Below are 18,593 nucleotides of genomic sequence, written 5' to 3'. Positions count from 1 at the left end.
AGTCCCGAGTCGATTCGCCCGAGCGCCCCGACCTGACGTGCTCGACTCCTGTGGCGCGTCATGCGGCTACCGGCCCAGACACCGATGTACCAGTCGGGGGCTGCTGGCCGCCGACAGCTCGGCGCTCTCGGCCGCCAGCCGACCAGTGGCCAGCCGTCGCCGCCCGGGGTCCGGACGCGTCCGAATCCGACCGGCCGACCGGTGATAGCTCGAACTCGACCGGACCCAGTGAGGTCGGACCAGCCGACGGTGAGTTCCGGCAGAGAGCGTCGAGTACCCGCGAGAACACGTCGAGTACTCGCGAGAACAGCGAGTCCGAGATTCCCTACGACCGATTCACGGCAGATGGTGGCACCTGCAGGGAGAAGCCGCCGAGGACGGTGTCGGAGGCGGCGCGGCCGCCTCACCGCGCGAGCTGGTCGATGCCGACCGTCCGCACGGTCCGCCAGCCGGCGGCCGCCGCCGCGAGCGTCCCGATGACCAGCGCGATGGCCGCGCCGACGAGCAGGACCCGCCCCGGCGCCTGCACCAGCCCCTCGAAGCCGACGATCTGGGCGGCCACGAAGTTCAGCGCGGCCGCGAACGGCGGCGTCAGCGCGACGCCGATCAGCCCGCCGACCGCGCCGAGCAGGACGCCCTGGGCGGCGACCATCGCTACCAGCGTCCGCGAGGAGACCCCGAGCGCGGTCAGCGCCGTGAGCTCCTCCTTCTGCTGGAAGACGACGATCGAGAGCACGTTGAGCGTCAGCGCGAAGCCGGCGACCACCGCGAGCACGACCAGCGCCCCGCCGACCGCGATGACGACCGCGTTCTGCCGGAGCACCGACCGCATCTGCTCCTGGTTGGTCCGGACCTCGAGCTGGGGGTACGCCTGCTGGATGCGCTTCTCCATCGCGCCGACGTCGGCGCCCTCCTTCGCGTCGATGGTGATGAACGTCGCCTTGTCCGTGCCGGTCGTCCCGGTCACCTCCTGGAGTTCGCTCAGGTAGGTGGTCACGGTCGGCGCGCCCAGGAAGCTGGAGAACGTCGAGGAGATGCCGGTCACCTCGAACTTGTTCGCCTTCGCGGTCTTGACCGACCCGCCGACGTAGATGGTGTCGCCGACGCCCACGTCGAACATCTCGGCGGTCCGCGGGTCGATCACGATCTCGTGGTACATCTCCCCGCTGTACGTGCCGTTGGCGTAGTGGACGTCCCCGTGCGGGAGCTCGCCCTTCTGGTAGGAGATGGCGCTGCCGCCGTTGGTGATGCCGACCCCGACGAGGGTCTTGAACTCGCCCGAGCCGTTGCCGACGTACACCGCCCGGAACGCCATCGGCACCGCCGACGACACCCGCTCCCGGGAGTCGATTTGGCGGGCGATCTCGTGGGCGTCGACGATGGAGGTGCCGAACCCGCTGGGCCCCTTCGAGATGGAGCCGCCGGTCACCCAGAGGTCCCGGCCCGAGGCGTCGAACTTCTGCTGGCCGGTCTCGATGACGCCGTAGCCCAGGCTGGCCAGCAGCGTGGTCGAGAGCACCGCCACCGCGATGCCGACCACCGCGAGGACGGTCCGGGCGCGGTCGTGGCGGAGCTGGGCGGCCGCGACAGACGCCGCCATCCGGAGCTTGCTCATCGGATCACCTCCGTGACGCCCTGGGTGCGGCCCTCCATCGCGAGCAGGTACGGCGCGACCAGCAGCCCGATGACCACCGAGACGCCCAGCCCGTACGCCACCAGCAGCGGGTGGAACGTCGCGATCGGGATCGGCGCGATGGCCTGCATCGCCGCCCAGTTAGTGAGCGCGGTCGCGAGGTACGCCAGCACGACGCCGAGCGCCCCGCCGACGACGGTGAGCGCGAGCGCCTGCACCACCAGCACGGTCGCCCGCGCTCGCCGCGAGAACCCGATGGCGGTGAGCGTCGCCAGCTGCTCGCTGTCGGCCTCGACCTGGAGGCCCTGGGTGGTCGCGACGAACAGCGTCCCGACCACGACCGCGATGAGCAGCGCCGCCACCCCCATCGCGAGCGGGAGCTCGGCCGAGACCGACTTCTGGGCGGTGAACCCGGACCGCGTGACCGCGTTGGCTCCCGGGAACCGGTCCTCGAGCGACGACGCCAGGCCGCCGGCGTCGGACTGGACGAGGATCTGGTCGGCGAGATCGCCCGACGCCGCGCCGGTGATGGTCTGGAGCTCGCTCAGGTGGACCAGCATCACGGGCATCCCCGAGAGCCCGGAGGAGACCGCGGCGCTCCTGACCGCGGTGACCCGGAGGTCGCGGCTCGACGACCCCGAGATGGCGCCGCTGACCGAGATGTTGGCGCTCCGGTTGACGCCCAGCGAGTCGGCCGCGCCCTGCGAGAGGACGGCCTGGCCGGTCCAGGTCCCGTTGTAGCTCCCGTTGGCGTAGTGGGGATCGCCCGGCGCCAGCGGGGCGGTCGGCAGCCCGGCCACCCTGTCGAGCTTCGGGTCCGGGACGATGCCGACGCCGAGCACGTACTTGCTCTTGCCGCCGGCCTGGACCTGCAACACCGAGATCTGGACCGGCGAGGCGTACTCGACCTGCTCGTTGTCGTTGAGCTCGGCCGCCTTCTGGTGGACCCCGCCGAGCTGGACCGACTCGGTCGAGACCACCATGGTCGAGGCGCCGCCGCCCTCCGGGACGACCCAGTAGTCGACGGAGTCGCCCCGGACGGTCGTCCCCTGGACGAGGCCGAGTCCGGTCGCGGTCACGACCAGCATCAGCGCCACCGCGATGGCGACGCCGAACACGCTGACCGCGGTCTGGCGCGGCGCGGTGCTGGTCGCCTTGGTCGCGGTCCGCCGGAGCGCCACCCCGACCAGCCCCAGCCAGCGGGTCACCGCCGACACCGCGACACCCCCCGTCGCCGGGTCACCGTTCGCTCGCTCCCGGGTTGGGCACCGACCCGTTCAGGCATCCTGCACCTTCCCGTCGAGCAGCCGGATGACCCGGTCGGTCCGGTCGAGCGCCTGCTCGTCGTGGGACGCCAGCACGACCGCGCGGTCCTCGGCAAGGTCCGCCAGCAGGTCGAGGATGACCGCGCCGGTCTCGGTGTCGAGCTCGCCGGTCGGCTCGTCGGCGAACACGACCAGCGGGTCGCCGGCGAGCGCGCGGGCCACCGCGACCCGCTGCTGCTCGCCGCCCGAGAGCTCGCCCGGCCGGTGGTCCTGGCGGTCGCCCAGCCCCACGCGGTCGAGCAGTTCGGCGGCCTCCTCGCGGCGCTCGGACTTGCCCATGCCGCGCTCGACCAGCGGGAGCGCGACGTTGGCCCGCGCCGACAGCGAGGGCAGCAGGTGGAACCGCTGGAAGACGATGCCGACCTGCTCTAACCGCAGGCGGGTCAGCTCCTTCTGTGAGAGGGCGGAGACGTCCTCGCCGGCGAGGGTGACCGTGCCGTCGGTCGGCGCGTCCAGCCCCGACAGCAGGTGGATGAGCGTGGACTTGCCGCTCCCGCTCGGTCCCGAGAGGCCGACGAACTCGCCGCGCTCGATGGTGAGCGACACGTCGTCGAGCGCGGTCACGGTCGGCCTGTCGTCGGCGTCGTCGTCACCGCCGACCGAGAACCACCCGCCGTCGCCGCCGCGCTCGTACGTCCGGGTCACCCTCGAGCACTCCACGACCGCCTCTCTCCGGTCCGATTCCTCCGTCGCTGCTCGTGTGGTCGCGTCCATCTCCCCCACCAGAATGGGAGTGTAGAGGGCCCCGACGCACTTAGCGTTTCAGGCCGTTCGTCCCCCGACCGGGGTTAAATCAACGATTGGCGGCGTTACGGCGCGATTGACCGCGGCCGAGTCGGCTCAGTTCCTCCGGTCCCGCGACCCGAGCGGGTCCCGCGACCGCAGGACGATGCGACCGTAGCTCTTGACCGTGACCTCGTAACCGTGGTAGTCGAAGACGGCCCGGCACTCCGGGGCGGTGCCGTCGGCGGTCGGTCGGAACAGGTCGTCGAGCGAGTCCGGGTCGACCCCGCCGGCCTCGTACATCGGCGGGACGTCGGTCACGCCACGGCCGGTGGCCTCGGCGACGGCGAGGGGGACGGCGATGCTCGGCGGGTTCGACGGGTAGGCGTACGTCACGCGGTACGTCCCGGCGTCAGGGTCGCCGGAGAGTATCCGATCGGAGTCGTGGGCGTCCATGCTGGCCGCGGTACGCCCTCGCCCGCCTTCAAGCGGTCACTCCGTGTCGACACTCCCGCAACCGTACGTCGGGATTGCGGTCGGTAACGGCGGAGTTGACCGATCCGGATCGGCGGTTTCGGTCGTCGGACGGGCGTTAGAGCGCCGATAACGCTCTCAACGTCGGCTTGGGACTCCCCCGATGCGGGCGACGAACGCGAGTGACGCCCCCGACGCCGGCGGACCGCGTCGGCCGCGCCGTCCCGACACCGCCGCACCACTTTTTCGGCTCGAAGCCGTCTCCCACCGTGGAGGGGTGCGTTCAATGGGAACCAAAGACCGGTGGTACGAGAACGCGACGTTCTACGCCATCGACGTGGAGGCCTTCGCCGACGGCGACGGCGACGGCGTGGGCGACTTCGAGGGACTGACCGACCGGCTCGACTACCTCGAGAGCCTCGGCATCGACTGCGTCTGGCTGCTGCCGTTCTACCCGTCGCCCAACCGGGACAACGGCTACGACGTGATGGACTACTACGGCGTCGACGACCGCCACGGGACGCTCGGGGACTTCGTGGAGTTCGCCCGCGAGGCCGACCGCCGCGGCATCCGGGTCATCGTCGACCTGGTGGTCAACCACACGTCGGACCAGCACCCGTGGTTCCGGAAGGCCCGCGAGGACCCCGACTCGGAGTACCGCGACTACTACGTCTGGCGCGAGGACCTGCCCGAGGACCCCGACCCCGTCCGGGGCCCGGTGTTCCCCGGCGAGGAGGACAGCGTCTGGAGCTACGACGAGGCGGCCGAGGCGTTCTACTACCACCGGTTCTACCACTTCCAGCCCGACCTCAACATCGCCAACCCGGAGGTGCGCGAGGAGATCCGCAAGATCATGGGGTTCTGGCTCGAGCTCGGCGTCTCGGGCTTCCGGGTCGACGCCGCCACGCTCATGATCGACAACAAGGGCGGCCTCGAGTCCACCCGGCTCGACGACCCCCACGGCGTGCTCCGGGACATGCGCCACTTCGTCGAGCGCCGGGGCGACGACGCCATCCTGTTCGCCGAGGCCGACGACGCGCCCGAACACCTCGGCGACTACTTCGGCAGCACGACCGGCCGCCAGCCCTCGAACGCCGAGACCGCGGCCGAGCTCGGCGAGGGCGACGAGATGAACGTGCTGCTGAACTTCCTGCTCGACGCGTACCTCGTGCTCGCGCTGGCCGAGCGCGAGGCCGGGCCAATCCGGGACGTGCTCGACCTGCTGCCGCCGCGACCCGAGGGCGGTCAGTGGGCCAACTTCCTCCGGAACTACGACGAACTCAACGTGGGCCGGCTCCCGGAGGACGGGCAACAGAAGGTGTTCGAGGCGTTCGCGCCCGACGAGGACATGCGTATCTACGGTCGGGGCATCCGCCGGCGGCTCGCGCCGATGCTCGACGGGGACCCCGACCGCATCCGGCTGGCCTACAGCCTGCTGTACTCGCTACCGGGAACGCCGCTGCTGGTGTACGGCGACGAGATCGGGATGGGCGACGACCTCGACCTGCCGGGCCGGACCGCGGTCCGGACCCCGATGCAGTGGTCGGGCGAGCGCAACGCCGGCTTCTCGACCGCCGATTCCGGGGAGCTGGTCCGGCCGGTCGTCTCGGGCGGCGAGTACGGCTACGAGACGGTCAACGTCGCCGCCCAGCGGGGCGACCCCGACTCGCTGCTCCAGTGGTTCTCCCGGCTCAACCGGCTGCGCGGCGAGTGCCCCGAGATCGGCACCGGCGACTGCGAGGTGCTCGACGTCGACGACCCCGCGGTGTTCGCCCACCGGATGGTCAGCGACCACGGCCGGGTCGTGGCGGTCCACAACCTCGACGACCGCCCGACCGAGGCGACCCTCGACCTGGTGGCCGAACCCGACCGGCTGCTGGGCGAGGCCGCGTTCGAGCAGGTCCGTCCCGACAGCGGCGGGACCGCGGTCGCCGACGGGAACGGCGACGCCGATGGGAGTGGCGCCGCCGGCGCCGACGCGGGCGCGTGGCGCTTCGAACTGGACCGGTACGGCTTCTGCTGGGTCCGGGTCGAGCAGCACGTCTGAGCCGACCGGTCCTCGGTTCCTGATGTCGGCCGGCGTCGACGGTCGACGCTGCGAACGCGCGGCGGTTACTCCAGATACCCCATGTCCTGCAGGCGGCGCTCCACGCCCGCGTCGGTCGTCGCCGCCTCGCGACCGGGCTCGTACGACGGGTAGGACTCGACGCCGGCCGGGGCCACGACGTCGAGGACCTCCCCGTCCATCCGCTCGCTCCGGGGGACGCCGAACGTCGCCAGGACCGTGGGGCAGACGTCGAAGAGGTGCGGGTCGCCGAGCGCCGCGTCGGGGTCGATCGCCTCCCCGCGGGCCGCGAAGACGCCCTCGCGCTTGTGGTTCCACCGACCGTCGAGCCGGTCCCACACCGTCCCGTCGCCGACCGCCACCGAGACCAGGTGGTCGAAGTCGGCCGGCACCGTGACGACGTCCGGCCCGCGGTCGGCGTAGGGGCCGTCGAAGTACTCCTCGCTGGGCGCGACCCGCTCGAACACCGGGTCGCCGTCCGGGGTGGTCGCCGACGACAGCAGCGCCACGAGCTCGTCGCGGGCCGCCTCGTACTCACCGCGGGGGACGACGCCCTCGGGCTCGCGGCCCGCGACGTTCAGCCGGACGCCGCACTCGCTGCGGGTCCGGGCGTAGGCCGCGGAGTTCGGGAAGTCGACGGCCTCCTCGGCGGTGGCGACGGCCTCCGCGGGAACGATGCGGCCGAGCGCGCGGTTCAGCCCGACCTTCTGCAGCAGGGGGACCACCCGCTGGGGCGTCACGTCGTACCTGGCCAGCACCGCGGCGGCGCGGGTCGCCAGCGCCGCGACCGCGTCCGACGCGGCCCCGCCGGACGACGACGCCTCGTCCGCAGTCCCCTCCGAATCGCCGAGCGTGGACTTCCAGCGCGGCCGGCCGCGACCGCCGGTCGCGGTCTCGACCCAACCCTCCCGGCGGAGGAACTCGTTGATCCGGAACTCGTAGCCGGCGTACGGCCCCGTGCCGTGGTCGCTCACCAGGACGACGTTCTCGGGGTCCCACCGGTCGAGCAGCCGGTCGATCTGGTCGTCGACGCAGCCGTAGACCGCCTCCAGGGCCTCCCAGTCGCCCGGGCGGGCGTGGATGACGGAGTCGGTCTGCTGGAACTCGACGAAGCCGAACGCCGGGTCGACCCGGTCGGCCAGCAGGTCGAACGCGGCCCGCCGGCTCCGGACCGCGTCGAGTCGCCGCTCCAGCGCGGTGTCCTCTGCCCCGGCGACGTCGTCCTGGGGGTACACCTCGTACCCGCCGAGTTCGTCGCGGATCTCATCGAGGACGCCCTCGGGGTGGCACGCCGGTTCGGCCGGTGCCATGTAGCCCGGCACCAGCGCGCCGTCGAACGACGGGGCCGGGTGTGTGGCGGGCACGTTGACCACCACGCTCGACCGGTCGTGGCGGTCGAGCACCTCCCACAGCGACGGCTCCCGGACGTGGGTCGCGTTCGCGAGGTCCCACTCGTAGCCGTCGTAGCGCAGGAAGTCGAACACGCCGTGCCTGCCGGGGTTGGTCCCGGTGTACAGCGACGGCCACGCGCTCGGGGTCCACGGCGGGACCTGTGAGGTCAGCGGCGCGCGGACGCCGCCGGTCGCGATCGACCGGACGGTCGGCGCGCTCCCGCGCTCGAACAGCCGGTCGAGCACGTCCCAGCTCGCCCCGTCGAGTCCGATGAGGAGGGTGCGCATACCGTCCGTCCACGCCGCCCACCCACATATTCGGTTCCCCCGACGCCGCCGCGCGGCCCCGCCGGCGACAAGAGTGATTACCGTCGCCGCCGCAGAGTCACTCGATTCGGGCGACCGCCCGAACTCCGCTGCGTCTCCCTGTATCGAGAACCATGTCACGCAACACGTCCCCGTTCACCCAGTCCCGCGTCGTAGAGTCCGCCGCCGAATCGGCACCGGACGGCCTGTTCGACGTCGAACGCCGGGTGGTCGAGGCCCACTTCACCGACCGCGACGCCGCGGTCCTGGACCTGGGCTGCGGCGCCGGCCGGACCACCGCCGCGCTCGACCGGCTCGGGTTCGACGTCGTCGGCGTCGACGTCAGCGAGCCGATGGTCCGGCGCGCCCGCTCGCTGTTCCCCGACATCGACTTCAGGACCGGCGACGCCGTCGACCTGTCGTTCGCCGACGAGCGCTTCGACTACGTCCTGTTCTCGTTCAACGGGCTCGACTACGTCCGCCCCGAGGGCGACAGGTACGTCGCGCTCCGCGAGGTCCACCGCGTGCTGCGGCCCGGCGGGACGTTCGCCTTCAGCTCGCACAACCCGTTCTACGTCCTGCCGGCCGACCCGACCAGCCCGTACGGCTACTACCTCGTGGCGCGGTTCTGGGCGCGGAACCTCCGGGACGGGAAGGTGACTGCGGCGTACAAGACCGACGTGCTCTCCGACAGGACGCTCGACACCTACTTCATCTCGCCCCGGGGCCAGCGCCGCCAGCTCTCGCGGTGCGGGTTCCGCGTCCGCGACGTGGTCGCCAAGGAGCGCGCGCCCTCGGCCTGGCTCGACCCGTGGCCCTACTACGTCGCGGAGCGAACCGGCTCGTGACGGGTGGACGTCCGGGACGGTCCGCGCCGTCTTGGCCCCGTCTCGGCCCGCGAGACGTGATTATGCCGGTAATTTATGTGACCGTGCGTCGTACCTGCTCGCGGCAGTTGCCCGCCCGAATGACACGGAATCTATCGGACCTTCCACATGAGTGAGAAAACCGTCCGGATTCACCGAAGCATCGACGACGTCAACGAGAACCAGTGGAACACCCTGGTCGAGCAGTCCGAGCGGGGGAGCGTCTTCCACCGGACCGGGTGGCTCCGGGCGGTCGAGCGGGGGCTCGGCCGGCCGGCGCGCCACCTCGTGGTGGAGAAGGACGGCAACCCGATCAGCGTCTTCCCGAACTTCCTCGTGGACGTCGGCGTCCCCGACGTCGTCCCCGTGTTGTCCGACGGCCTGGGGCTGAAGCGGCTCGCCTCCACCGACCCCGGGTTCGGCGGCCCGCTGTTCGTGGGCGACGAGGAGTCGAACTTCGAGGTCGCCTTCGAGCACGCCGAGAGGCTGCTCTCGGCGACCGACGCGGTCCACCACCTGCTCAAGCCCTCCGGCGCGGACTTCGCGCGCTACACCACCTACCTCGCCGACCGGGGCTACCGGCCGACCGTCCGGAGCTGCCGGTTCGTCATCGACCTCCGGCAGGGGTGGGACGCGGTCGAGGAGGGCATGGCGCGGTCGAAGCGGTCGAACCTCGACAGCGCCCGCGACAGCCCCCTCACCGTCGAGAACCCGCCGCTCGACGAGTCGGTGCTGTCGTCGTTCTACGACGCCTACCGGGCGGCGATGGACCGGGTCGACGGGACGACCTACCCCTTCGGGTTCTTCGAGTCGCTCGCGACCGACCTGGCCGACCGCGTGGAGGTGTTCGTCGCGCGGCTCGACGGGGAGTTCGCCGGCGCCCAGCTCTACCTGCTCGACGACGAGCGCTCGACCGTCCGCGAGTTCTTCCGGGCCATCGACGCCGACTACTTCGAGCACAACCCGACCGAGCTGCTGGGCGAGGCCGCGATGAAGTGGGCCATCGACCGGGAGTACGACGAGTACGACCTCGGCAGCACGACTCCGGACTTCACCGACGGGTCGTTCACCTACAAGGACGAGCTGGGCGCCGAGATACGCCCCGTCCTGCTCTGGGAGCGGGGCGGCTCGGCCGTCCGGTGGCACGCCTACCGGGCCGGCCGGTGGCTGCTCCGAAACCGAGACGGGCGGAAGAAGTAGGGCGGTCGGCTTCGGGACGCGTCACTCGCCGGCGCCGAACTCCTCCTCGAGCAGCGCGACGTTGCGCTCGTTGGCCTTCCACACCGCGTCGACGATGGTCCCGAGCACCGGCACTGAGCCGATGACCGCGTCGACGCCGACGTTGAACAGCATCTTCAGCAGGGTGTCGCGCGAGGCCCCCATCTGGGCGCCCTCGGCGACGATGTACAGCGAGATGGCCGCCGACACCGCGTCGCCGCCGACCGGCAGGATGCCCAGGATGGGATCGAGCCCGATCTTGTAGTTGACCACCGGGAGCTCGATGGCCTCGTCGAGCAGCCGGGCGACCGTGCGGACGCGCTCCATCGCGGGCGGTTCGTCCTCGACCGAGACTTCGATGGGCTGGCCGCGTTCGTCGGAGCCGGAGTCCATGGTACAGTGGTGTCGCCGCGGGCCGAAAGCTCTGCTGGCCCGTCGGCCCGCCGACACCCGCCCGTCATCCTCATGGCGCTGCGGCGGCCAACTCCACGTACACGGTGGGGACATGAGCACGCTCACACTGACACGCATGGAGCCGACGGAGTCGTCGGTCCGGTACGAGTTCGATCCGCCGCCGGCGCTCAGCGGCTTCTTCCTCGACACGACGTTCGAGGTAGAGTACGGCGTCGACGTCGGGGACGTGCCCGAGAGCGTCCTCGTCGTTCCGTGGCTGGCGAACGTCAGCCCGCTCGCGTGGGCGACCGGGGTCGACGTCGAACTGCCGCGGCTCGACGAGCGGTACGGCGAGTCGCTGACCGCCGTCCGGCGCAGCCTCCGGGAGCTGTACCCCCGGGTCATCCGGGGCAGCGAGGTCCGCTGCCGGGAGCTGGTCGACAACGAGGCGGACCGCGGCGACGGGAACGCCGCCGTCCTCTTCAGCGGCGGCGTCGACGCGCTCCACACGTACCGCCGCCACCGCGACGAGGACCCGACGCTCGTCAGCATCCACGGCTTCGACGTGGACCTCGACGACCCGGACGCGTGGCGCGACAAGAAGGAGCGGGTCGACGCCTTCGCCCGGAAACGCGGGCTCGAATCGGTCTCCGTCCGGACGAACATGATGTCGTTCATGGAGGACTTCATGCTCGACGCCCACTTCCGGCGACACCTCCAGAGCGACTGGTACGACGCCGTCCAGCAGGGGCTGGGCATCACCGGCCTCTGCGCGCCGCTGGCGTACGCCGAGGGCCTGGACACGATATACATGGCGGACGGCGCCTCCGAGACGTACGACATCAAGGTCGGCAACCACCCGAGCGTCGTCGACAACATCGCGTGGAGCGGGACCGCGGTGCGCAGCGACGGGTACGAGTTCACCCGCCAGGAGAAGATCGAGGCGATGGCCGACTTCCTCGAGACCGAGGACATCTCGCCCCACACCTGTCTCAAGTCCGGCGCGGGCAACTGCAGCGAGTGCGAGAAGTGCCTGCGGACCGCGTTCGGGCTGGTGCTGGCCGGCCTCGACCCCAACCGCCACGGCTACGACGTCGACGGCGGGAGCTTCGAGTACGCCCGCGACCGGTTCGCCGGCGGCGAGTGGCGGCTCGGTCCGGCGAAGGCGGTCATGTGGCGCGACCTCCAGGACCACGCCCGGCGCGACCTCGACGACCGCCTCGACCGGGACGCCCCGTACTACCCGGAGGCCCGCGCGTTCTTCGAGTGGCTGGCCGCGGTCGACGTCGACCGGTTCGAGGACCCGACCAACTCCTCCGGATTCCGGGCGTACGAGCTCACCCGCCGGCTCCCGCCCTCGCCGCTGGTCCACTCGGTCCGCCGGCAGGTGCTGGACGTGATCTGGTAGGTCGACGGCAGAGGCGGCTCCCCCGGCGCCTCAGAGGCTCAGCGCGGTCGCCAGCTCCGACTTGAGCGACTGCACCGGCTCGGCGTCGGAGAGCCGCCGGCCCAGTTGGTAGGCGGGCCACTTCAGCGTCGAGACGCCGCGTTCCCACGCCAACGCCGGCATCGGGCGCGCGCCGAACTGCTCCTTGAACCGGAACACGCCGTCCCGGAAGTCGAGGTCGGTCCCGCCGAAGTTGTACGTGTCGTAGCCGTGCTCCCGGCCCCACTTGATGGCGTGCTCGTGGAGCAGCTCGGACGGGTTGTACTCGAAGTGCTCCTCGGTGATGGCGGACGACTCGTAGTGGATCGTCTCCCGCTCGTCGTCGAGCGTGAGGAGTATCGTGCCCCGGTCGCCGCCGTCGGCCCGGAGCGTCAGCAGCTTCAGCCGGTCGTCGAAGTCGGCGAGCTCGAGCCAGAACCGCCGCGGGGTCTTGCGGCCGTCGACCCGGTCCATCACCGCCGAGAACCCCTCGTAGAACTCGGCCATCGACTCCTCGGTCACCTCGCGGTGGACGACCTCGTACTCCTGGTCGTGAGCCTTCCTGATGGCTCGCCGGCGCGAGCTGTCCATCCCGTCGAGGATGTCCTCCCAGTCCCGGTCGATGTCGAGCGTGAAGTCGCCGTACACCAGCCGCTGGCGGTAGCCGTGCTCGCGGAACAGCTCGTGGTAGCGGCTGAACTCCGGCCCGGAGGTCTGGACCTGGTTCGAGACGACGTCGTCGTCGCAGACCGCGGGCACCGCGTCGAGCAGCGCGTCGATCACCGCCTCCTCGTCGGTCATCGCGATCGGGCCGGCGGGCCCGGGCTTGGGCGACGAGAGGTGCTTGACCGGCAGCCCGTCGCTCTCCATCACGAAGTTGGGGAAGAGGCCGACCGGATTGCCCTTCTTCTCGACGACGAGGTGGCGCGGCTCGTACTCGGTCCCCCGCTCGATCGCGCGCTGCCAGCCCCACCGGTGGTACACCCGTCCCACCGCCGCGTTCTCGACCACCTGGTTCCACTGGTTCCGGTTCACCGCCTCGATCGTGTCGACGCCGCGAACGTCTAGAGACATCAGAGTAGTTCCCCCGATTACCTCCCTCTGACGCCGGGCGCGATGAAAAGTGGTTCGGCACACGCGGTGGCACGCTCCGGACGTGGGGCCCGCAGGTCGGCCGGGTCGGCCCGCCGGCAGGTGCGCGAACTGGCAGGTACCTTCATTACGAATCGCGCGGATACGTCACCCATGGGGGAGACGCGGAACGGTCGCGCGGCGGCGCTGGTGCCGAGCGGCGCGCGCGAGCCGCCGGGGTACCAGTGCCTGCGGTCGCTGGGCCGGGCGGGCGTCCACACGATCTACGGGAAGAAGTACGACAGCGACACGATACCCGCGTCGCGCTACTGCGACGAGGCCGTCTCGCTGCCCGACCCCGACGAGGACGTCCTCGCCTACCGCGACCGACTGCTGGAGATCGCAGAGCGGCCCGACGTGCGGACCATCGTTCCCACCAACGAGTACGACGCCTACGTCCTCTCGAAGTTCCACGAATCGTTCGCGGGCGAGGTGTCGCTGCCCGTGCCGCCGTTCGAGTCGCTGCACACCGTCCACGACCGGGTGCGCCTCGCCGAGGCTGCCGAGGCGGCGGGCGTGCCGGTGCCCGAGACGCGACCGTTCGACGAGGTCGAGGACTGGAACCGGGAGCTGATCGTCAAGTCGCGGTACAACCTGCTGGCGCACGACTACGACGCGTCGCTGCCGCGGGACCGGGTCGACATCGTCAAGGACGTGACCTACCTCGACCCGGGCGAGGTCCCCGACCGCGAGGAGACGGTCGACCGGATGGGCCACGTCCCCATCGTCCAGGAGTGCGTCCCGCGGGCGGCCGAGTACATGGTGGGCGCGCTGTACGACCGGGGCGAGCCCGTCGCCACGCTCCAGCTCCGCCAGATCCGCGAGGACTCGTACAAGGGCGGCGGCGGGGTGTACCGCAAGTCGATGTACGACCGGGAACTCGAGCGGGTGGCCCGCGACCTGCTCGCCGAACTCGACTGGCACGGGCTCGCCTGCCTCGAGTACATGGAGGACGAGGAGACGGGCGAGTACAAGCTCGCCGAGATCAACCCCCGGATGTGGCAGTCGCTGGTGCCGGCGGTCCGGGCGGGCGTGGACTTCCCGTACTACTACTGGTTGCTGGCGAACGGGCGGCGCGACCTGATCGACCCCGAGCCCCGGGTCGGGGTCGGCAGCCACCTGATACGCGGCGAGGTCAACCACCTCCAGAGCATCGTCGACGCCGAGGGGGACGACGACCGCCCGAACCTCTACGCGACGGTGGGCGAGATGGTCGTCTCGACTCTGCTCGAACCCCGGTTCGACACGCTCCGGCTCGACGACCCCCGGCCGTTCGCCGAGGGGGTCCTGTCGGGGCTCCGCGAGCGAATGCAGTCGTGAGGACACTTCGGTCCCGGACAGAACACGTTTATGCGAGTCTCACGTTCGCCGTCCCATGGCGCGCCACCGACACCAGCGACGGTCCGAGCGAACCGCTCCAGGGGCGACGAGAGCACTCGCTCGCCGGCCGGTCGCGGAACGCACCCGGTCCACTGCGGAGGTCTGAGCACCCGTGGCTGACGGACTGCGACCCTCGGCCGACGGGGTGCTGTTCGCGGTGCTCTGGGCGGGCATGGCGGGGTTCGTCGTGCTCCACAGCGTCACGCTGTTCGAGAGCACCGGCGAGCGGGCCGTCTCGCTCATCCGGATGGCGTGGTTCCTGGGGCTCGCGGTCGTGATCGCGGCGGGCGCCTACACCGCGGTCCGCGGCGACCTGATCGGTTCCGAGGGGTAGCGCGCCCGACCGCTACTGCAGCCGGTTGATGGTCCGCTTGGTCCACCGCGCGGCCTCGTAGGTGGGCGGGCCGCCGACAGACGGCAGGAAGTGCTTGTAGAACTTGGGCTCGACCGGGTACAGCTTCACGGCCCGCTTCAGGAGCCGCCGGCCCTCCCACACCCGGTCGGCCATCACGAGCTGCTTGCCGACCCGGTAGGCGGTCCAGGCCCGCATCTTCCGCTCGAACACGGGGCCGAACTCGGCGGCCAGCGGGGCGAACTTCTCGACGAACAGGGGGTAAGAGCCGTTCTTCATCGCGTCCAGGTCGTCGGTGAGCCGGTCGCCCGAGTGCCTGGTGTACCGCAGCAGCGGCTCGGAGACCGCGCCGAACCGGCAGTGGCGGGAGAGCCGGACGTACCACTCGAGGTCCTGCCAGCTCGGGAACCGCTCGTCGAACCCGCCGGTCGCCTCGACGACGTCGGCGTCGACCATCACGGCCGAGCAGGAGCCGACCACGTTCTTGCAGAGCAGCGTCTTGGTCAGCGCGTCCCGCTCGCGGGGCATGTCGAACCTGGTCTTGCGCTGGATCTCGTTGCCGTCGTCGTCGAGGACCTTCGACCCTGAGGTCACCAGTCCGACGTCGCCCTCCCGGAAGCGCTCGACGTGGCGGGCCACTTTCTCGGGCTCCCACCGGTCGTCGTCGTCGAGCAGCGCGACGTAGTCGCCGGTGGCCGCCCGCATCCCGGTGTTCCTGGCGGCGGCCCCGCCCCGGTTCTCGTCGTGGCGGATGACCTCGAACGCCGCGAAGCGGTCCGCGACGTCGTCGTCTAGGTGGTCGGCGACGGGCACGTCCGAGTAGTCGTCGACGACGACGAGCTCGATCGGGTCGTAGGTCTGCTCGGCGACCGTCCCGACGGCGTCGGCCAGCCGGTCGGCGCGGTTGTACGTGGGGATGACGACGCTGACTACCGGACTCTGAGACGGCCCCATCGTCCCGTCGATATCACGGTCGCCAAGTTAAACGTAGTGGCTTTCACGGCCTCACTCGGCGGATACGAAGGGGAAGCGCGCGATGGGGAGCTGGTCGACCAGCTCGTCGACCTCGCTCCGGTCGACGGCGCCGGTCGCGTACGCGAACCCCGCGAACACCACGAAGCCGACCGGCGGGACGACCGCCAGCGCGAGCAGCTCCGTCCGGATGGCGTCCGCGAGGAAGAAGATCACCGCGGCCGAGGGGACGGCGGTCAGCGCGACCCGGCCGAGCCGGAGGTCGCCCGCCGGGTCGAAGCCGATGCGCCGGGCGCTCCAGACGTGGAGCACCACCATCGAGCCGTACCCGACGCTCGTGCCGATCGCCGCGCCGAGCATGCCGTACTGGGGTATCAGCGCGACGTTCAGCCCGAGGTTCAGCGCTGCCGCGACCGACGTCGCGTAGATGAGCACCCGGAGCGACCCCTCGCCCTGCCCGATGGCGAAGATGGGCCGCGAGACCGCGAACCCGACCGCGCCGGGCAGTAACACCAGCAGCGGCGTGACCGCCGGCGCGAACCCCTCGCCGAAGTACAGCGGGACGACGACGTCCGCCAGCGACGCCAGCCCGGTGGCCAGCAGCAGCGCGAACAGCAGGCAGTACCGGGTCGTCCGCGAGGCGAGCTCCGTGATGCGCTCGCGGCGGTCGTTCGACCAGAGCTGGGAGGTCGAGTGCAGCAGCACCATCTGGAGCGACCGGGGAGCGAACCACATGAACTCCGCCATCACGAGCGCGGCCTTGTAGTAGCCCGTCTTGGTGCTGCCGACGAACGCCTTGAGCAGCAGCACGTCGGTGTGGTACAGCGACGCCATCAGGAAGGTCAGCACGACGCTGAGCGAGTTGAACGTCAGGAGCTCGCGCCGGGGGAACTCCTCGCGGATGGGCGAGGTGACCGAGTCCAGCGAGACCTTCCGGTGGACGAGCAGGAACCCGCCGGCGGCGACCACCACCGTCGCCGCGAGCCGGCCCAGCAGCATCCCGTCGACGGCGTACCCGGCGACCGCGAGCGACAGCCCGATGCTCAGCAGGAGGACGAGCCGGAACAGCCGGATCGACTCGGAGAACTCCTCGTACCGGAACCCCATCAGCGCCCCGCGGCTGACCGCCCACACCTGCTTGGCGACGATGATGCCGGCCGCGATGTAGAAGTACGACTCGAACGCCGGACCGAACACAGTCTGGACGACGCCGAAGTACGCCGCGGCGGCGAGGAGCACCGCGGCGGCGACGGCCGTCACCATCCCGACCCGGAGGTAGAAGACGAACACGTCGCTCTCCCAGTCGGGCGCGTCGCGGTCCTCGGCGATGTACTTCCGGATGCCGTCGAAGATGCCGGCGTTCACGAGGATCCAGATGATGCTGATCACCGAGAGCACGACCCCGTAGTCGCCGTAGTTCGAGGCCCCGAGCACGCGGACCACGACGGGCGTGCTCACCATCCCCACCACCAGCCACCCGATCCGGCCCCCGAAGATTGAGAGGAAGCCTCTCAGGATGCTACGTCCCATCTCTCCTGCTTGTAACTTCTGACTGGGCCATAGAAGTACCGGCTAGCCCGTCGTCGTCGTGCGGTGTCGGCCCACGCTCCGCCTTCGGGACCCCGGTTCCCGTCAGTTCCACCGACATTCAGACCCGGCGCCGAAACGCCTCCTTGACCGTGTTGTACGCGTACCGCGCGGCCGGACACGGGTCCGAGGCGTCGAGGTAGTCGAACCGGGGGTACCGCACGAGCGAGGTCAGCACCGACGCCAGCGCCTCGGGCACCGACGGGCGCTCGACCAGCGGCACGTCCTCCCGGAGCACGCTGAGGAGGTACGACACCTCGCCCATCAGGAGGTGGCCGCCGACGCCCACCTCGTAGCCCGGCTCGACCAGGTCGGGCCGGCCGTTCGCGACCAGCCAGTAGTACAGCGGGAAGTCGGCGCCGGCCTGGACCGCGAACGGCACCGACGACCAGAACCGGGGGTTGATCTCCATCAGCTTGAACGCCCCGGTGTCCGGGTCGCGCTTGAACTCCACGTCGGCCGGGCCGTGCCAGTCGAGCTCGTCGAGCAGCGCCAGTCCGGCCGCCTCCAGGTCGGGCTCGTCGACCGACTTCCGGAAGCAGCTGGTGCCGCCGCTGTAGTGGAACCCCCGGATCTGGCGGTGCTGGAACGTCGCCAGCGGCTCGCCCGAGTCGTACATCGCGCAGAAGCTGTACTCGTCGGTGTCGGGCATGTACTCCTGGACCAGCGGGACGTGGCCGGCGGCGTCGCACAGCGCCTCGACGTCGGGTCGCTCGCCCGGCGGGAGGTAGCTGGTCGCGGGCGGCTGGCGGAGTCCCCCGGCGGGCGCGTCGCCGTTGGCCCTGACGGGGTGGCCCTCGGCCGACCCCATCGGCTCCCGGAAGGCGTCGGCCAGCACCGTGTACCGGCCCTTGACGATGCTGGGCCGCGACCAGTCGGACCACTCGGTGAGCAGTTCGGTCTCGGGGACGCCGACGCCGACGTCGGCCGCCAGGTCGAACAGCGCCTTCCGGTCCTGGACCCGTCGGAGCGTCTCGAAGTCGGGGAACGGCGTGGCGACGTGCTCGGCGAACTCGTCGCGGTACCGCGAGAGCACGTGGACGTCCTCCTCCCGGAACGGGAGGATCGTCCGGACGTCGTCGCGCGCGGCCAGGTCGAGCAGCGCGTCCCGGTACGCGACCGCGCTCCGCGCCGGCGACGGGACCCGGACCGTCTCGTCGCAGTACCGCGAGCAGAACACCTCGGGCGACTCCCGCTCCGAGACGGCGACGGTGTGGACGCCGCGCCGGTGGAGCGAGCGCAGCGCCACGAAGGAACTGGGAACGTCGACCGCGCTAACGACGACTGACTTCATTCCTCCTCACGTTGTGGGGTGCGGTGTCTTTGTTATTCATCCGTTTCGGTGAGTACG

General features: G+C 70.9%; 16 protein-coding genes. 6 read left to right on the top strand and 10 right to left on the bottom strand.

All coding sequences use genetic code 11. From position 1 onward, the window contains the following. Positions 1 to 403: 403 nt before the first annotated feature. The 4 genes from ACQUQF_RS23400 to ACQUQF_RS23385 form a co-directional block, all read right to left on the bottom strand. Positions 404 to 1,615 (bottom strand): ABC transporter permease, encoded by a 1,212-nt coding sequence (locus ACQUQF_RS23400; RefSeq protein WP_435181744.1) that lies wholly within the window; start codon positions 1,613 to 1,615, stop codon positions 404 to 406. Next, positions 1,612 to 2,850, bottom strand: a complete 1,239-nt coding sequence (locus ACQUQF_RS23395; RefSeq protein WP_435181743.1) for an ABC transporter permease — start codon at positions 2,848 to 2,850, stop codon at positions 1,612 to 1,614. Before ACQUQF_RS23395 ends, ACQUQF_RS23400 begins: the two co-directional genes overlap by 4 nt. A 60-nt stretch (positions 2,851 to 2,910) precedes the next feature. Beyond that, the gene (locus ACQUQF_RS23390) at positions 2,911 to 3,672 is read right to left on the bottom strand and encodes an ABC transporter ATP-binding protein (protein WP_435181742.1); all 762 of its coding nucleotides are present in this window, start codon (positions 3,670 to 3,672) and stop codon (positions 2,911 to 2,913) included. Between the two features lie 126 nt (positions 3,673 to 3,798). Next, complete coding sequence (locus ACQUQF_RS23385) at positions 3,799 to 4,137, bottom strand: HalOD1 output domain-containing protein (protein ID WP_435181741.1); 339 nt, start codon at positions 4,135 to 4,137, stop codon at positions 3,799 to 3,801. Between the two features lie 304 nt (positions 4,138 to 4,441). On the opposite strand from ACQUQF_RS23385, the gene ACQUQF_RS23380 reads away from it, so the two are divergent. After that, positions 4,442 to 6,202, top strand: coding sequence for an alpha-amylase family protein (locus ACQUQF_RS23380; protein ID WP_435181740.1), 1,761 nt, complete (start codon positions 4,442 to 4,444; stop codon positions 6,200 to 6,202). Between the two features lie 65 nt (positions 6,203 to 6,267). Here the strand turns inward: ACQUQF_RS23380 and ACQUQF_RS23375 are convergent, their stop codons facing one another. Beyond that, positions 6,268 to 7,899 carry an alkaline phosphatase family protein gene (locus ACQUQF_RS23375; RefSeq protein WP_435181739.1) on the bottom strand — a complete coding sequence of 544 codons (1,632 nt, stop codon included), beginning with the start codon at positions 7,897 to 7,899 and terminating at the stop codon, positions 6,268 to 6,270. 152 nt (positions 7,900 to 8,051) lie between these two features. Here ACQUQF_RS23375 and ACQUQF_RS23370 point away from each other — a divergent pair, with 152 nt between their 5' ends. Both ACQUQF_RS23370 and ACQUQF_RS23365 read left to right on the top strand, forming a co-directional pair. After that, a complete protein-coding gene (locus tag ACQUQF_RS23370; RefSeq protein ID WP_435181737.1) occupies positions 8,052 to 8,765 on the top strand; it encodes a class I SAM-dependent methyltransferase in 714 nt (237 codons plus the stop codon). A gap of 147 nt (positions 8,766 to 8,912) precedes the next feature. Beyond that, positions 8,913 to 9,983 (top strand): GNAT family N-acetyltransferase, encoded by a 1,071-nt coding sequence (locus ACQUQF_RS23365; RefSeq protein ID WP_435181736.1) that lies wholly within the window; start codon positions 8,913 to 8,915, stop codon positions 9,981 to 9,983. A gap of 21 nt (positions 9,984 to 10,004) precedes the next feature. Here the strand turns inward: ACQUQF_RS23365 and ACQUQF_RS23360 are convergent, their stop codons facing one another. Next, positions 10,005 to 10,394, bottom strand: coding sequence for a DUF4112 domain-containing protein (locus ACQUQF_RS23360; protein WP_435181735.1), 390 nt, complete (start codon positions 10,392 to 10,394; stop codon positions 10,005 to 10,007). Positions 10,395 to 10,506: 112 nt separating this feature from the next. Here ACQUQF_RS23360 and ACQUQF_RS23355 point away from each other — a divergent pair, with 112 nt between their 5' ends. Further along, complete coding sequence (locus tag ACQUQF_RS23355) at positions 10,507 to 11,802, top strand: hypothetical protein (RefSeq protein ID WP_435181733.1); 1,296 nt, start codon at positions 10,507 to 10,509, stop codon at positions 11,800 to 11,802. Positions 11,803 to 11,832: 30 nt separating this feature from the next. Here ACQUQF_RS23355 and ACQUQF_RS23350 read toward each other — a convergent pair whose 3' ends face one another. Next, positions 11,833 to 12,894 (bottom strand): lipid II:glycine glycyltransferase FemX, encoded by a 1,062-nt coding sequence (locus ACQUQF_RS23350; RefSeq protein WP_435181732.1) that lies wholly within the window; start codon positions 12,892 to 12,894, stop codon positions 11,833 to 11,835. Positions 12,895 to 13,065: 171 nt separating this feature from the next. On the opposite strand from ACQUQF_RS23350, the gene ACQUQF_RS23345 reads away from it, so the two are divergent. Both ACQUQF_RS23345 and ACQUQF_RS23340 read left to right on the top strand, forming a co-directional pair. After that, complete coding sequence (locus tag ACQUQF_RS23345; RefSeq protein ID WP_435181730.1) at positions 13,066 to 14,271, top strand: carboxylate--amine ligase; 1,206 nt, start codon at positions 13,066 to 13,068, stop codon at positions 14,269 to 14,271. A gap of 172 nt (positions 14,272 to 14,443) precedes the next feature. Next, positions 14,444 to 14,665: a hypothetical protein gene (locus ACQUQF_RS23340; protein WP_435181729.1), complete on the top strand. Its 222-nt coding sequence runs from the start codon at positions 14,444 to 14,446 to the stop codon at positions 14,663 to 14,665. Positions 14,666 to 14,677: 12 nt separating this feature from the next. Here ACQUQF_RS23340 and ACQUQF_RS23335 read toward each other — a convergent pair whose 3' ends face one another. The 3 genes from ACQUQF_RS23335 to ACQUQF_RS23325 form a co-directional block, all read right to left on the bottom strand. Beyond that, the gene (locus ACQUQF_RS23335) at positions 14,678 to 15,637 is read right to left on the bottom strand and encodes a glycosyltransferase family 2 protein (protein WP_435181727.1); all 960 of its coding nucleotides are present in this window, start codon (positions 15,635 to 15,637) and stop codon (positions 14,678 to 14,680) included. 51 nt (positions 15,638 to 15,688) lie between these two features. Beyond that, the gene (locus ACQUQF_RS23330) at positions 15,689 to 17,185 is read right to left on the bottom strand and encodes a flippase (RefSeq protein WP_435181725.1); all 1,497 of its coding nucleotides are present in this window, start codon (positions 17,183 to 17,185) and stop codon (positions 15,689 to 15,691) included. Positions 17,186 to 17,303: 118 nt separating this feature from the next. Then, on the bottom strand, positions 17,304 to 18,536 hold the full coding sequence (locus ACQUQF_RS23325) for a carboxylate--amine ligase (RefSeq protein WP_435181724.1): 1,233 nt from the start codon (positions 18,534 to 18,536) through the stop codon (positions 17,304 to 17,306). Between the last annotated feature and the right edge of the window lie 57 nt (positions 18,537 to 18,593).

Source organism: Halorussus sp. AFM4, assembly GCF_051194995.1.
Lineage (GTDB): Archaea > Halobacteriota > Halobacteria > Halobacteriales > Haladaptataceae > Halorussus.
Note: the sequence above shows the minus strand (reverse complement) of the source record. Positions and strands in the feature narration are given on the sequence as shown.